Origin of the sequence: Desulforhopalus vacuolatus (genome assembly GCF_016918505.1) — a bacterium.
Classification (GTDB): Bacteria; Desulfobacterota; Desulfobulbia; order Desulfobulbales; family Desulfocapsaceae; genus Desulforhopalus; species Desulforhopalus vacuolatus.
Genome location: NZ_JAFFPZ010000024.1, coordinates 25295 through 40727, shown reverse-complemented (window position 1 = coordinate 40727; position 15433 = coordinate 25295). Strand labels below are relative to the sequence as shown.

General features: G+C 44.7%; 9 protein-coding genes and 1 pseudogene. 9 read left to right on the top strand and 1 reads right to left on the bottom strand.

What is annotated here, in order from left to right:
- Positions 1-298: 298 nt before the first annotated feature.
- The 9 genes and pseudogenes from JWG39_RS12730 to JWG39_RS12690 all read left to right on the top strand — a co-directional run bounded on the left by JWG39_RS12730 (position 299) and on the right by JWG39_RS12690 (position 14360).
- Positions 299-793: an NUDIX domain-containing protein gene (locus JWG39_RS12730; RefSeq protein ID WP_205219794.1), complete on the top strand. Its 495-nt coding sequence runs from the start codon at positions 299-301 to the stop codon at positions 791-793.
- Positions 794-1202: 409 nt separating this feature from the next.
- Positions 1203-1877, top strand: coding sequence for an ABC transporter ATP-binding protein (locus JWG39_RS12725; RefSeq protein ID WP_205219793.1), 675 nt, complete (start codon positions 1203-1205; stop codon positions 1875-1877).
- Between the two features lie 7 nt (positions 1878-1884).
- Positions 1885-4380 carry an ABC transporter permease gene (locus JWG39_RS12720; RefSeq protein ID WP_205219792.1) on the top strand — a complete coding sequence of 832 codons (2496 nt, stop codon included), beginning with the start codon at positions 1885-1887 and terminating at the stop codon, positions 4378-4380.
- Positions 4381-5074: 694 nt separating this feature from the next.
- Complete coding sequence (locus tag JWG39_RS12715; RefSeq protein ID WP_240192133.1) at positions 5075-5632, top strand: arylesterase; 558 nt, start codon at positions 5075-5077, stop codon at positions 5630-5632.
- Positions 5633-6805: 1173 nt separating this feature from the next.
- Positions 6806-7468, top strand: coding sequence for a hypothetical protein (locus JWG39_RS12710; protein ID WP_205219790.1), 663 nt, complete (start codon positions 6806-6808; stop codon positions 7466-7468).
- Positions 7469-7747: 279 nt separating this feature from the next.
- Entirely contained in the window at positions 7748-10996 is a 3249-nt protein-coding gene (locus tag JWG39_RS12705) for a response regulator (RefSeq protein ID WP_205219789.1), read from the top strand.
- Positions 10974-11890 (top strand): annotated as a pseudogene (locus JWG39_RS12700) (diguanylate cyclase domain-containing protein). The gene JWG39_RS12705 and the pseudogene JWG39_RS12700 overlap by 23 nt, the downstream one beginning before the upstream one ends.
- A 368-nt stretch (positions 11891-12258) precedes the next feature.
- A complete protein-coding gene (scpB, locus tag JWG39_RS12695) occupies positions 12259-13065 on the top strand; it encodes a methylmalonyl-CoA decarboxylase (RefSeq protein WP_205219788.1) in 807 nt (268 codons plus the stop codon).
- Positions 13066-13319: 254 nt separating this feature from the next.
- Positions 13320-14360 carry a nucleoside hydrolase gene (locus tag JWG39_RS12690; protein ID WP_369130622.1) on the top strand — a complete coding sequence of 347 codons (1041 nt, stop codon included), beginning with the start codon at positions 13320-13322 and terminating at the stop codon, positions 14358-14360.
- A 112-nt stretch (positions 14361-14472) separates the two neighbouring features.
- On the opposite strand, the gene JWG39_RS12685 is transcribed toward JWG39_RS12690, so the two are convergent.
- On the bottom strand, positions 14473-14913 hold the full coding sequence (locus tag JWG39_RS12685) for a phosphate-starvation-inducible PsiE family protein (RefSeq protein WP_205219786.1): 441 nt from the start codon (positions 14911-14913) through the stop codon (positions 14473-14475).
- Positions 14914-15433 lie beyond the last annotated feature (520 nt).

Genomic DNA, 15433 nt, shown 5'->3' with positions numbered 1-15433 from the left:
TTGATCGAAGCGGTGGTGCATTGACCAAGGCCTGCTTTGTTGGTTTGAGTAAGTGTGTTTGTGATGGGACAGCATATCGCCGGGAGCGAAAAGTTACAAAATCCATCGTAACCTCCTTAGAAGATTAGTCTTTTAAGGAGGGCAAACTCGGAATTTCACTTATTTGTCAAGAAAAAAACTTCTCCTTGTAATTTATTTTTTTCTACATGCAAAATCTTAACCGGACACTACTGACATTGAATCGTTCTCACAGTACAATTTCATGTTAATTTTGCAGAAATTCTTTATCATGTTCAAAATGAATCAAAAAAAATTCCCCGAACCCGTCGTTGGTGCCTTTATTTTTAATAACGAAGGCCAGATTCTTCTGTTGCAGGAGGCAAAGTTTGACGATCAGTTTGTGCCCCCTGGAGGACACATCGAGATGGGGGAGACCTTTGAAAAAGCACTGCGGCGGGAGGTCAAAGAAGAAACCGGGCTTATAATTGACAATATCCAGGTCATGGCACTGCAGGATGTCATTCTGCCTGCCGGGAAAATTCCTGCCCGCCATTTTGTTTATATCGGCTTTGGCTGTACAACACGTTCCACCGAGGTTGTTCTCAACGAAGAGAGTCAGGATTACGTCTGGGTACTGCCTGAAAATTCTCTTCAACTTCCCCTGCATCCTTATACCCGCGCCTTTATAACCGAATACCTGTGTGGAAAAGATTCCGCCTGCCGCACCACACTCCTGTACAACTATTACGCCTCCCACGACACCTCTTCGAAGCAGGGTTCCCGCAAACCATAAAGTGATGGAGAACAGGTTTGCAGTAAAACTGATTCCCCCACCCCGCTGTTACCCCATGGTGAATACCATTTTACGCCTTCTGCGATGTTTCCTGTCACCGTCACATTCCCGTCACCGTGTAGACAAGGCATGCCTTGTCTCTACATCATCGCCGGAATCGCCGCTTCGTGTTGATTTTTCGGAAACGGTTTCTCAATCCCGGCATTACCACCACGATCAATCCCATTATTTCAATCTCGACTCATCCCCACCCCACCGTTCCCCCCGCAGCAACAACATCCTGTGGTATCATTGCCAGATCAAAATGGTTAACCTGTCCTGGTTCTGCTCGAATTTTCATTCTCGATGGTTATCATAATCAGGACGCGACACTGATCTCTCATCCAAGACAAAAAACCGCAGGAAAATCATGTCAAGCACCCATATTCAGACTGAAAATCTCTCCAGGTATTATTATCTCGGCGACCAGAAAATAATGGTGTTAAGAGATATCTCACTCAAGATTAACAGGGGGGAGTTTGTGGTTATTGCCGGCAGCAGCGGCAGTGGCAAGACCACCCTGCTGAGCCTGCTGTCCGGACTTGACCGGCCGAGCAGCGGCAGAATAATCATGGGGGATAGAGATATCACGGATTTAACTGAAGATCAGCTGGCACCGGTGCGCAACACACTCACGGGCTTTGTATTTCAGGCCTTTCATCTGATCCCCTCACTTAACGCCATTGAAAACATCATGTTCCCGGCTGAGTTGCGAAAAGATCCCAAAGCCAGGGAGAAAGCCCAGTCGCTTCTTGATCAGGTTGGCCTGCGTGATCGCGGGAAAAACTTCCCGGAGCAACTCTCTGGCGGAGAGCAGCAGCGGGTGGCCATCTGCCGGGCGCTGATCAATGATCCCGAAATTATTTTTGCCGATGAACCGACAGGGAACCTTGATTCCGAAAACAGTGAAGGCATAATCCAGTTACTGGTCGATCTGCATAAAGAGAGGAATGTTACTCTGGTTATCGCTACCCACAGTCAGGCTCTGGCCAGTCGCGCCGGTAGAATCATACATCTTTATGATGGCAGGATAGAAAAGGGGTGAAGAGTCGATGAATATTCGGTTTCTGATACGAGAGATATTGCATGGCAAAAGCCAGGCGGTCGTTTTTATCCTCTGTGTGGCATTGTCTCTGGTGAGCATTGTTGCCATTAACAGTTTCCGCGGCGACGTCCAGCACTCCATTGCCAGTGATGCACGAGACCTGCATGGCGGTGATGTCATCGTTCATTCCCGCTACGAATTTTCTCCCGCGCTGCAGCAGGAAATTTCCCGGCTGGCTGAGCAGCCAGGAATTCAGGTTGCGCGTACCTGGGAATTTTATTCTGTTGCCAGAAGAGCAGATGGACGGGATTCACTGTTCAGCAATATCAAGGCGGTAGAGGCAGGTTACCCGTTATACGGCACGGTTGATTTACTCTCCGACAGAGATTTTTCTGCAGTTCTACAACCGGGGAAGGCCATTGTTGCTCCAGAGCTGCTTGACCGCCTGGGACTTGTTCCCGGCGATACACTGCTGCTTGGGGAGAGTTCTGTAGATATTGTTGATACCATTCGCCGAGAATCGTTACGCCCCGTCGATTTTTTCACTTTTGGCCCAAGAATCCTGGTCTCCGCTGCTGATCTTGCCCGGATGAACCTGGTCCAGCAAGGCAGCAGAGTGCAATATGAAACTCTTTTGAAAATTGCTGATTCCAGCCAGATTGAGAAGATCACCTCACAGTTGCAGGCCCTGGCAATTCCCGGGCAGGAACGTATCGCAACCTCTACGACGGCGAGTTCCCGGGTGAAACGATTTTTCGACAACCTGCTGTTCTTTTTGTCTCTGATCTCCGTTTTTACCCTGCTGCTGGCGGGAATCGGTATGCAGAGTTCTCTTGCCGCGTTCCTGCGTCCAAGGGAAAAGAGCTTCGCCATCCTCCGCTCTCTCGGGGCCACCGGATCATTTCTGCTGTGTCACTATCTGGTGATAGTCTTTCTGCTGAGCGCCATCGGATGTACTATTGGCATACTCTCCGGGCTGCTGCTTGAAAAGAATTTCTCCACCCTCTTTGGCGGACTGCTGCCAGATAATATAGTTCTTGGAGGTTCACTTGCAGACGTGCTGGAAGGAGTCGGACTCGGGCTGGTGGTGGTGAGCTTTTTTACCTTTCTACCACTCAGCAGAATACAAAATGTCAAGCCAGCAGCCGTGTTCAGAAAGGAAATCGAGAGCGGACGGACGAATCGCAGTGCTTATGTGCTGACGGGGTGTGGAATCATCCTGCTGACCGGACTTGTCGTCCAGCAACTGGATGATCTGCGTATCGGTTTATATTTCCTCGGCGGTGTTTTAGCCCTCATTACGATAATTTCAGTGTTGATCAGCATACTGTTGCGACTGCTTTCCCGATTGAGAATTGCTTCCCTGCCATTGCGGCAGGCAGTGAGAAGTCTGCTGCGACCGGGGAATGCAACCCGGACGATTGTCGTCACCCTTGCCTCGGCCCTCTCAGTGCTGCTGACGATCTACCTGATTGAGTACAATCTCCATGCCACCTATATTGCATCCTACCCCGAGGATGCCCCAAATCTTTTTTGTCTGGATATTCAAAAGAACCAGCAGCAGGACTTTCTAAAACTCGTTGGCAAGGATGTGGAGCTTTTCCCTGTTATCCGCGCCCGCCTCGCTTCTATCAATGGTGAAAAGGTTCGCAGAACAGCTGAAAGGAAAAAGCGGGGGGACAGTCTTGCCCGTGAGTTTAACCTGACCTATCGCCAACAATTGCTCAGTGATGAAGTATTAATCAAGGGAGACTCTCTCTTTGGCAGAGTGAGCGAACAGAGTGGCCTGATTCCAGTCTCTATTCTTGATACTGTGGCAGATATGGGGGATATGAAGCTGGGCGATGTGTTGATGTTTAATGTGCAGGGCGTGCCAATGAAGGCTGAAGTGAGCTCTATACGCAGTCGCACGAAATCGATGCTCTATCCGTTTTTCTATTTTGTCTTCCCGGAAGAAAATTTGCGTGCTGCCCCGCAAACCTTTTTTGGGGCACTGAAGGTACAAAAAAGTGAAATAGCTCAATTGGAGAATACCATCGTTAACCGTTTCCCCAACATCAGCACGATCAATGTGGGTGAAACGGCAGCTGAACTTGAAAAAATTCTACAGAAACTCTCTGCAATCATTAATTTTTTTGCTTCTTTTTCAATTCTGGCCGGTGCATTGATCCTGGTGAGTTCTGTATTGGCAACACGAATGTCCAGAATCAAAGAGGCGGTTTACTATAAGGTTCTCGGCGCGAATACCCGGTTTGTACTGCGGGTCTTTTTTCTTGAGAACTTCATCCTCGCCCTGCTGAGCAGTGGATGTGCTATCCTGGTCGCTCAGGCGGGCAGTTGGGCACTCTGTCTCTTTCTCTTTAACATTGAGTACGATCCGAGCTGGCAGATGAGTTGTATCATGCTGATTCTGACCGTCTGTCTGGTTGTCACCCTGGGGCTGCTCAGTTCAGTATCTGTTTTGCGTCAGAAACCGATAGGTTTTTTACGAGAGCAGTCATGATGCCAGAGTCAAAGGCAGGGGAACGGGAGACGGGAGACGGGAGACAGGAAAAAGCAAAAGGTCTTTGTAGAGACGACCAATTTGGGCGTCTCCAGCACAACGGGCGTTTTATCCCACAACGAACGTTTCTACAATGAGATCAATTTACATCCTGTTTATCCATTCATGGTTACAAACTACAAAAGGAACCACGAATGGACACGAATGGACACGAATTATTACTGAAAAAACCATAAGAGAATGCCCTTGTGGTTGAATTCGGTCTGTTATTTGCTTTGAGGTAATTGATATATGAGAGCGTAAAACGCTCAACCCCGACTTTCGGATGACTCCCAAAGTTGATTAATAATTCTGGTGCACTGTACGGCTTAACTTCGAATACAAACGTTTTCGTTTAATGCGTTGTCCCTGTTCGTGAAAATTCGTGTCCATTCGTGGTTACAAACTGCAAAAGGAATCACGAATAAACACGAATTATTACTCATTCGTCATCGCCAAAAAAGATGTCCACGCAGTCGCGTTCTCTGGTCAGTAAAAATGGAATTGGCAGCAGAGCCCATAAAAATATTACATCTGAAGGGATAATTAAGATATGAGAAAGACACTCTGTATGGTTATGTTCGTAACATTGTTATCTCTTGTCGGCTGCAGTCAGGAACAGGAGAAAAACCATGAGACAAAGGAATCAGAAACAATGATGAAAACGATTGTGGCGGTGGGAGACAGTCTTACCGCAGGTTATGGGGTTGATGAAGGTGCCGCCTATCCGGCTCTGCTTGAGGAAAAGCTGCGGACAGATGAATATAATTATAATGTTGTGAATGCCGGGGTGAGCGGGGAAACCAGCAGTGGGACACTCAGTCGTATGGAATGGATACTCACCCTGGAACCCGATATCGTTGTCCTGGAGACGGGGGCAAACGACGGTCTTCGTGGTATTGACACTGAGGTGGCTGAAAAAAATATCAGCGAAATCCTCCAGCTCCTTAAAGATAAAGACGTGGTCGTCGTCCTCGCCGGGATGAAAATGGTCTGGAATATGGGACCGGCTTATGTGGCACAGTTCAATAGAATCTACCCAAAACTGGCGAAAGAATTTGATGTCGTGTATATGCCATTTTTTTTAGAAGGGGTAGCGACGAGGGGTAACTTGAACCAGGGAGATGGCATCCATCCAAATGCACAGGGGTATCAAATAATAGCGGAAAATATCTATCCTTATGTTGTACAGGCGATCAAAAAGAAGAATTGAGCGCTGAAAATCCTCATCAATAATACCATTTACATTTTGTATTGGCAGATTCAAAGACAGTGGGACAGACGCCCAATTTGGGCGTCTCTACGATGTCAGCGATTTATCTTACGGGTATTGATTGTACAAATCCGGATACAATTCTGCCGCAATAACCACGTGGTAGCAATATGGCGTTGTCTTTGTGGGAAGGATGTCCTTGTAGAGACGCCCAATTTGGGCGTCTTCAGCACAACAGGTGGCTTATCTCACAACAGACGTTTCTACAATGAATTAATGTATTACCCTGTTTGTCCTGTCGTGTTTTTGGGTCAGTAAATGTAAATGGTAGAACAAAATTTACCAGCGTCATTCAAGCGTTTTTTGCGTGAAAAAACATCTTGTATGGCGCTTGCCTCGTGGTCTTTCGATATTTCTTTGCCCCTCTTCCAGATCTCTTCCATGGAGACCTTTCTCTCCTTTTCCACTTCGTGTCGTGGTCTCCGTTTCGCCACGGCTTGTCTTCACCAGGCTGGGACTTGTTCATTATACCATTCCTATTAAGTTATACCCCGTTTTGTCTCCTGTTTATCCATTCATGGTTACAAACGACAAAAGGAACCACGAATGGACACTAATAAACACGAATTATTACTGAAAAAACCATAAGAGAAGCTGGATTCAAGTAATAAGTGCAATACGTTTGCCAGTGAAGTTTTCCAGCGGGGTTAGCCCTTTTAAGACCTTTCTCGGTGTCAAATTCAACAACAGAACTCCGTTGTCTTTTTCCTGTCTCCTTCCTCCCGTCTCCCTTTTTCTTTCTCCCTTTTCCCGTCCCCCCTGCCTTTGAATCCGCCAATACAAAAGTAAATGGTTTCAGAGAAAACTTCTGGTATAAGAGAAACCTTCAGAGTTTTGTTTTGTGGCCCTCTCAGCAGATTTCCGTCTGATCATCGCTATGACCTGAACAACACAGCGATCACCTTCCCTCCAAAAGAGTTGCAACCAATTTTAGATGAAATTTTATTCTTAGCCTGATTCAGGCTCCTGTTAATCTCCGTTTAAGTATTTTTGGTTTAAAGAAAGACCATGATCTGGTACTCTTTTAAAAGAGTGATTCTCTGGTAGCTGTGCATGGTAATATTCGGTCAGCATGCGAGAAGCTACTTAATTTAAGGAGAGAGGAGTCCTTTAATGAAAAAGATAGCATTGACAATTTGTTTATCAATGATTGTAATGATTGGTTATACCTCTGCATATACATATACCAAAAAATGGACAATGGATGAATTAAAAAAAGGAGTAGGATGGTATAATCCTTCTGGATATTCATTTCACTGCGAAAAGTATTTTAGGGATTCCGTGATTCAGAGTTGCTTAAAAGAAGAGTCTAAAGCGTATAAAAAGTCTAAAGGTAATATCGCGTATATGAAAATAGAGCATCAAAATTTAGAAAAATCGTGGGCTAAATATAATCTTAAGATGTCTGGGGACTTTCAATCAAATACTTATAATTCACCCTCACCTGCTAAAAAGAAACATCTGACCGATAAACAGAGGGAGCAGAAAAGATTTGATGATAGAGTATACCAGAATGGCGTTATTGCAAGTCGATCTTATAATAATATGTTACAAAATATGAGACAGATAGGTATAAGAGAAAATAATGAACAAGGCGACCCGAGATTATATCAGACAATCATTAGAATAGAATCTAATTACAACTATTACTATAATTGCATAATCAAGACTGCATCCATCGATATGGCCAAAAAATTCAACCATCCATATAATAATATGGAGAAATACATGGCAGAAAATATCGAATCTCTCTTCAAAAAATGTAATAAAAAATAATCAATAGCGGTATGTTTATATGGCATATAAATGATGAAATTTAAATTATTTCCGTAAAAGAAGGGGGAAATAAAAAGCATCGAACAAGGCAATTGAGAAGAACGATAGTACTGCTATTGAAAGTTCGATTCGCAGAGTGGTTAATTTGAGACTCAAAGCATTTATCCAAACCTCAATTACGGATTTCAAGTACACAATTCAACTGCTCAAAAAAGCAGAAGTGGATCAAACTTTTGATTTTACATTTGAATGATCGAACGTTAAGGAAAAGGGATCTTCATGAAAAATAATGAAATTAAAGGCATTTGTATTAAACTGATTGCTGCGATCATCATGCCCATAGTGCTTGTTTTTGGCTCCATGATGTTAATCATATCACGGGACCATGACGTTTATAAGATGCTTTGGTATAGCCTTTTGGGGGTTATTATTCTTTCACTACCCACCCTTTTTTTAACAGGTAAATTGATTAAAAAAATTAAAAATATATTGGAGACCACCAGAATGATTGTTGATAAACTTCCCTTTGGGATGGTTATTATCAACAAACAGAAACGGATTAAATTGGTGAACAAGGCAGCATTGGATATCATGGGTTATGAAAATGCCAATGAACTCATAGGGAAGGCCTGCTACGACAGTATATGTGGTACCGGAAAGGACAAGTGTCCAATTCTGGATCTTGGTCAGCATTTGGATAAATCCGACCGCATTCTGCGTCGCAAAGATGGCACAGAGATTTCCATCATGAAGACAGTTATTGAAGCGCACCATAACGGTGAAGATATTCTGTTGGAAACATTCATTGATATAACTGAAAAGCAAAAGATCCAATCAGATCTACAGAATGCCCTGACCGAACAGACAGCCATATTTGAAAGCAGCCTTGTGGGAATTATGGTGCTTCAGAACCGCATTTTAACCAAAGCTAACCGGCGCATGGCAGAGATGCTCGGATACAAAACTGAGGAAATTGTGGGGAAGGGCCCTGAACAACTTCATTTATCCATGGAAAAATTTCATGCGTTTGGGGAAAAACATTACTGGCGTTTATCCCAAAAAGAAATGGTGAACATTGAATACCCCCTTCTCCATAAGGATGGCCATACCGTCTGGTGCCTGTTCAACGGCAAAGCCATGGCCCCCCCTGATCTGGCAAAAGGGGCCGTCTGGGTTATTGAAGATATCACCGAAAGGAAGCGTATCCAGGAGGAACTGCACCAGGCCAAGGCACAGGCCGAGGCTGCCAACCTTGCTAAGAGCGATTTTCTGGCCAATATGAGCCATGAGATCCGAACCCCCATGAACGCCATCATCGGAATGTCCCACCTATGTCTGGGAACCCGGTTGAATTCCCAGCAGCACAACTACATCCAGATGATTCACCAGTCTGCCCAGTTGTTGTTGCAGATCATTAACGACATTCTTGATTTTTCAAAAATTGAGGCAGGTAAGCTGGAACTGGAATTTATACCCTTCAGTCTGGAAGAGGTATTAAATAACTTAAGTAACATGGTTTCCATCAAGGCCCAGGAAAAAGGGCTTGAGATTCTGTTTGATATCGCTCCTGGGACACCGGTTCAGCTGATCGGTGATCCTTTGCGGTTTGGTCAGATACTGCTCAACCTTGCGGGAAACGCTTTGAAATTCACCGAATCCGGTGAGATTGTGGTCAGAATTCGAGCGGTTAAAACAGACGAGGATACGGCGGAACTGGAGGTAATGGTAAGAGATACAGGGATGGGTATGACCCCTGTCCAGCAGTCAAAACTCTTTCAATCTTTCAGTCAGGCAGATAGTACCACAACACGAAAATTTGGGGGAACCGGTCTGGGGCTTGCCATTTCCAAACATCTGGTTCAGTTAATGAAAGGCGATATCTGGGTTGAAAGCGAGCCTGGCAGGGGAAGCTGTTTTTACTTTAACACAGTTTTGGGCAGGGATGAGACAAAAGCCGAATCGCGTATTCCTGTGAATCTGGACCAGCTCAAAGTTTTGGTGGTGGACGATGTGGCCAGTGCACGCCAAATGTTTGAGGCAACCCTTGGCTCTTTTTCCTTCAGGGTAACCTGTGTGAATTCTGGAAAAGCAGCCCTGGAAGAATTTGAAAAGGCCCCGAAAGAAGATCCCTTCAGTCTGGTTCTCATGGACTATATGATGCCTGAAATGAATGGTATCCAGGCCTCCCGGCGGATAAAAGAATCCGACAAAAATGTCCATATTCCCACCATCATCATGGTAACCGCCCTTGGCAGGGATGAAGTGATGGCAGAGGTCCAGGAAGGTGATCTGGATGGTTTTCTCACAAAGCCGGTCACCCCTTCTGGTCTGCTGGACGTCATTATGAATACGCTCAGCGGCAAAGGAATACCCAGAAGGGGCGATCACTCTTCTGATCGCTGGGAAATCAAGACCCTGGAAACCATCAGGGGTGCCCAGGTACTTCTTGTTGAGGATAACATTATCAATCAACTCCTTGCAAAGGAACTCCTTACCCGGGCAGGGCTTGGGGTGACCATCGCCAATAACGGAAGACAGGGGGTTGAACTGGCCGGAAAAACAAAGTTTGACGTCATATTGATGGATCTTCAGATGCCTGAAATGGATGGCTTTGAAGCCACTCAAATCATCCGGGGAAAAAGCTTTGACAAACAGCCACCCATAATTGCCATGACTGCCAATGCTATGGCCGGGGACCGTGACCGCTGCCTTGCCGCCGGAATGGTTGATCATGTGCCCAAACCTATTGAACCCAAGGTTTTGTTTGAGGCCCTGGTTAAATGGATACCGGCATTTGAAAAACAGCCGCCCCTGGTGGAACAGGAAGAGGCTATGGAGAAAAAATCATCCCTGCCCACTGATCTGGCCGGCATTGATATTGAAACCGGATTAGAGAGAACCAGCGGTAATAAAGACCTTTACATCACCCTTTTGAAAATTTTTGTTAAAGATCACGGTAATGACAACCAGACCATAATGGAAGCTGTCGCAAGAAATGACATTACCCTGGCCCTGAGGACAGCCCATACCCTTAAGGGCGTTGCAGGGGGGATTGGGGCACAGGGATTGTATGACAGTTCGCAGCAGGTTGAAAGTGCGTTAAAGGAAAACCAGATCACCTGCCTCGCCCCCCTGATGGAAAGGCTGGCCGGTGATTTGACGGAAGTTGCAGCAGATTTGAAAAAAAAGATCTTACCCCCACTGCCTGGGACTGAAACCATCTATGCACAGCCCATTGATATGGAAGAATTAACCTTGCTGCTGGACCTGTTTGAGGGATTGGCCAGGGAGATGGATCCTGATATGGACAGTAAAGCCGAGGAGATCAACCAGCTGCTTCACCGTCATGACAGTATCCATAAAGAGCTGGGTGCAAGGCTTTTGGATCAAGCGGAAAACCTGGATTTTGACGAGGCACTTGAGACGCTGGCGGAACTCAGAAAGAGCTTGAATACGGACTGTTCATCTCTAACCGTTGACAGGCCCCAGGCTTTTTGGGAGAAAAATGGAGAGGAAAAAAATGGATAAATCCAGCAGCATTCTCATCGTGGACGATGAGCGGCACAATATTAAAGTGCTGTCTGAACTTTTGCGCAAAGACTATAAGATCATGGCAGCTAAAAACGGGGAACAGGCTCTGAAAGCTGTGCTGGGAGACAATCCGCCGGACCTGATTTTGCTGGACATCATGATGCCGGGAATCAATGGGTATGAGGTGTGCAGAAAACTCAAAGAAAATGACCATAGCATGCACATTCCTATTATATTTGTATCAGCCCTTGGTTCTTCCGATGATGAGTCCCTTGGCTTTGAGTTGGGTGCGGTTGACTATATCACCAAGCCGTTTAAGCCGGTTATTGTCAAGGCCAGGGTCAGAACCCATATCCAGTTGAAACAAAAATCAGACCTTCTTGAACGCATGGCTTCAATTGATGGTCTCACAGAAATTCCAAACCGTCGAAGTTTTGATGAGACACTTGAAAAAGAAATTCGCAGGTCCGCAAGAAACAAAATGATATTATCATTGATATTGATGGATATTGATTTTTTTAAAAAATATAATGACCAATACGGACATGCAGAGGGTGATGACTGTCTGCGGCGAGTGGCAAAGGCTATAGACGGATGTATGCAAAGGGCTACTGATTTTGCTGCCCGTTATGGGGGGAAGAGTTTGCTGTAATTCTTCCGGACACCGACAGGGATGGCGCGATACAGATGGCTGAGAAGATACGACTTGCCGTGGCCAGATTGAATATCAGGCACACTGCATCGGATGTGGCAGACCATGTCAGCCTCAGCCTGGGTGTGGCCACTGTTGCTGCTGACCTGGAGAGTTCACCTGTTGATCTTATCAAGGCAGTAGATATTTTTCTCTATAAAGCCAAAGAAAACGGTCGGAACCGCGTTGTTTCCGGTTAAATTGAGCTAAAAACTTTGTGAGTTCCAGGTTTTTTGCAACACAACAAAAAGGGGACAGATTGAGAGCGCCGGGAAAAGCTGGCAAAACAAGCTTTTACCGGCTTTGTCTATCCGGGAATTCCGGGCAAAACCGGGCCGCTCCACCAGGGCTGCCTTCAGAGATGCTTGAGCCGTGTGAGGTGAAAATCTCATCCACGGTTCTGAGGGAGGACGGCCCATATATGTAGTAAGTTTGGCCAATCACCAGTTACGACCTCACCTGCCAGGCTGTTGAAGAAGGCGGGCCTTCTGAAGAAAATATCGGACTACGCCGTTTTTCCCGCAATGGACCGGAACAATGAAATTGATCGAGAATTGGAGGAAGAATAATGGAACATGACACATCCGAAAAACAAGAGATTGTTACTTATGAAGAGCAAAACAGCTTCATAGGCATCATTACCATGAACAATCCGAAGAAACTCAATTGCCTGAGCACCGAACTGGTGACGGGGATACTGAAAGCATTTGATCATCTTGAGGAATCACGGGCTCATGTCGTTATTCTGCGGTCTTATTCAGGATGCAAAGTGTGGTCCGCAGGACACAATATTAAGGAAATCCCGGTTGACGGCCAGGATCCCCTCAACTGGAACGTCCCCTTTGAGCGTCTTCTCCATCGCGTACGAACCTGCCCCATTCCAGTGGTCGGAATGATCGAGGGGAGTGTGTGGGGAGGCGCGTGTGACCTTGCCATGACGTGCGACATCCTCGTGGGGACGACGACCACGACCTTTGCCATCACCCCGGCAAAACTTGGCTTGTCTTACAACACGACCGGGGTGAACCATTTTCTCGGTGTGCTTCCGATTCACATCATTAAGGAAATGTTTTTCACGGCCCAACCTCTCTCCGCAGACGTCGCGTATCGACTGGGGCTTCTGAACCGTCTCGTGGAACCCGGGGAACTGGAATCAGCCACCCTGAAGCTTGCCGGTGATATTGCCAGCCGCGCACCCCTTGCGGTGCAGGTACTCAAGGCGGAGATTCAGCGCCTGACGGCCGGTCCGGGTATTCTTCCCGATGATTTTGAAAAGATTCAGGGAATGCGTCGGGAAGCCTACAGGAGCGAGGATTTCAAGGAAGGGATTCAAGCATTTTTTGAAAAACGCAAACCGGAATTCAAAGGAAAGTAAATATAAAAAAAGAGAGTCGTAAAAAAGCACTGGAAGGAATTCTGGTCCTCGATTTTACACATCTGATTTTTCAAGACCTGACCCTGTTGTTTTTCTTAAATCACGGACGGTTCCCCCGTGAAATTGTTTTTGAGGGGAATTTTGAGGCACAATTAAAAAAAGGAGATCACGACATGAAGGACATTGGGTCCTGCAAGCGGCATCTATTAACGAAAACACTTGCAGTGATATGCATCATCTGCTCCTCTCTTTTTATGTCAGGCCACATTGCTGCGGCTGCGGAGAAAGGGGCCATAAAACAGGTTGTTATCGATACGGATATGGGATGGGATGACATCCTTTCCATTCTGTATTTAATGAAGAATCCGAACATTAACATTATCGGAATTACGGTAACGGGGTGTGGAGAAACCAATCTTCGGTGGGGAACAATTATCGCGAAAACCCTCATGGAACTTGGTGGAAAAACCCAGGTGCCGGTCGCTGTCGGGACGAGTACTCCGCTAAAGTTTGACCATGTTTTTCCACAGGCATTCAAAAGTGATATGAATGATATCATGGGGTTACTCGGATCGTTAAATCCTGATAAAACGATGAATATCGATACTCGGCCCGCATGGAAATTTCTTGCCGATAGTATTGATCAGAGTGAAGATAAAATTACCATTCTGTCTCTTGGCGGTTTCACGAATCTTGCCAGAATGTTGGAACTCTATCCCGCAACTCATATAGACAACATCGAGAATGTATATGCCATGGCAGGCGCAGTATATGTTGACGGGAATGTTGCGATGTTCAACAATGCACGGTCTGAATGGGACCAGGGACCTCTTTACAGTACAAACTACACTGCTGAGTGGAATGTCTTTGCTGATCCTGTGGCGGCAAAGAACATCTTCGACTCTGAGATCCCAATCACTCTCATACCGCTTGATGCCTGTGATTACGTGATATTAGATCCTGGTTATATCGAAAAAATCACAGCCACTGATAACCTTGCGATCCTGGCCAGACACATTTTTGAGAAAAAAACAGGGAGTAGCAACGAAGGGATTCCTGTCCCCATTTTTGACCCGTTAGCCGCCGTAATTATGGCTGATGGAATGAAAAACTATCAAATTCATTATGAATATCTTGATGTAAATATCATGGATAGGATGAAGAATAATCAGTGTGGAAAAACGTCTGTTGTGGAGGCCGGCACAAGAAAAATCGGCATCGTTCAGGGCGTCTCACAAGTTCAGTTTGCCACGAATTTTGCAGCTGTGATCAACAAAAAAGTGCGCAACGAGTGAAATAGTGCAAAAAGAGTCCTTAAGTATGATGGGAGTGTAGAACAATGGGGTCAGTCTATTATTCTTAAAAAAGTAAATCTGGTGGATAAAGAACAAGATAAACAATGAATACTTATATTTCCTTTTCTGACTCAGGAGTATAAATAACGGCTAAAGTTCGAACGATTCCCAGTGAAAGAATCAATAGGGAAAACCCTATGTTAGTTTGCCATACAACATCTTCATGGGTGTAGAGAATTACTATGAGTTCTCGGACAACAAATATGATAAAAGGATCCATCATACTATGAAGACGAAATCGTTTTGATTTAAAGTATTCAATAAAACTTCTAAAGAGTTCCAAAATTACTAAAAATGACAGTATGTCTGTAATAATATGGTTAAATCCGTCTGAAAAATTTTCAATAGATATCAATCCTTTTATTGAATAAACAGTTTTTACAAGACCGATTATTAGAATAATAATTATAAATATAATAAGGGTATTGATAATAAGTTTTAATGATTTTTTGAATAATTCTTCAAAGTTTATATTTTTGATGACAGTCAGCATGATTTCCTTTTTTTTAGTGAGATAGAATCTTTCTTATGATTGAAAATCACTATATATTGCAGATATTTGAAAGGTGATACGATTTGATTATATTTTTATTAAAAATCGAACGGTATTTCTTGAAACAGGAAGATCTCAGACTGATATTGCTGATACAGCAAATCATTCTAATACCATTTCAATTAAGTTATGACCTTGTTTGATGCCATTTTCACTTTCTATTGGCGAATTCAAAGGCAGGGGGATGGGAGACAGGAGAAAGGAGACGGGAGACAGGAAAAAGCAAAAAACGAAACAGCAAAAAACTTTTTGCCAACGAATAAAAGCTCTAATCATGCGAATAAAGGCAAAAAACTTTAAGAAGTTAAGCTTTTATAAAAAATGCCCTTTTTCGCATGATTAGACCATTTCTATTAAGTTATGCTCGTTTTACATCCTGTTTATCCATTCGTAATAGCCAAAAAAGATTTCCACGCAGTTGCGTTATCTGGTTAATACAAAATGTAAATGGTATTAAACC

Coding starts and splice junctions, on each gene's coding strand:
- JWG39_RS12730 (WP_205219794.1), top strand. CDS start 299: ATGAATCAAAAAAAATTCCCCGAACCCGTCGTTGGTGCCTTTATTTTT.
- JWG39_RS12685 (WP_205219786.1), bottom strand. CDS start 14,913: ATGCTGACTGTCATCAAAAATATAAACTTTGAAGAATTATTCAAAAAA.
- JWG39_RS12710 (WP_205219790.1), top strand. CDS start 6,806: ATGAAAAAGATAGCATTGACAATTTGTTTATCAATGATTGTAATGATT.
- JWG39_RS12715 (WP_240192133.1), top strand. CDS start 5,075: ATGATGAAAACGATTGTGGCGGTGGGAGACAGTCTTACCGCAGGTTAT.
- JWG39_RS12705 (WP_205219789.1), top strand. CDS start 7,748: ATGAAAAATAATGAAATTAAAGGCATTTGTATTAAACTGATTGCTGCG.
- scpB (WP_205219788.1), top strand. CDS start 12,259: ATGGAACATGACACATCCGAAAAACAAGAGATTGTTACTTATGAAGAG.
- JWG39_RS12725 (WP_205219793.1), top strand. CDS start 1,203: ATGTCAAGCACCCATATTCAGACTGAAAATCTCTCCAGGTATTATTAT.
- JWG39_RS12690 (WP_369130622.1), top strand. CDS start 13,320: ATGTCAGGCCACATTGCTGCGGCTGCGGAGAAAGGGGCCATAAAACAG.
- JWG39_RS12720 (WP_205219792.1), top strand. CDS start 1,885: ATGAATATTCGGTTTCTGATACGAGAGATATTGCATGGCAAAAGCCAG.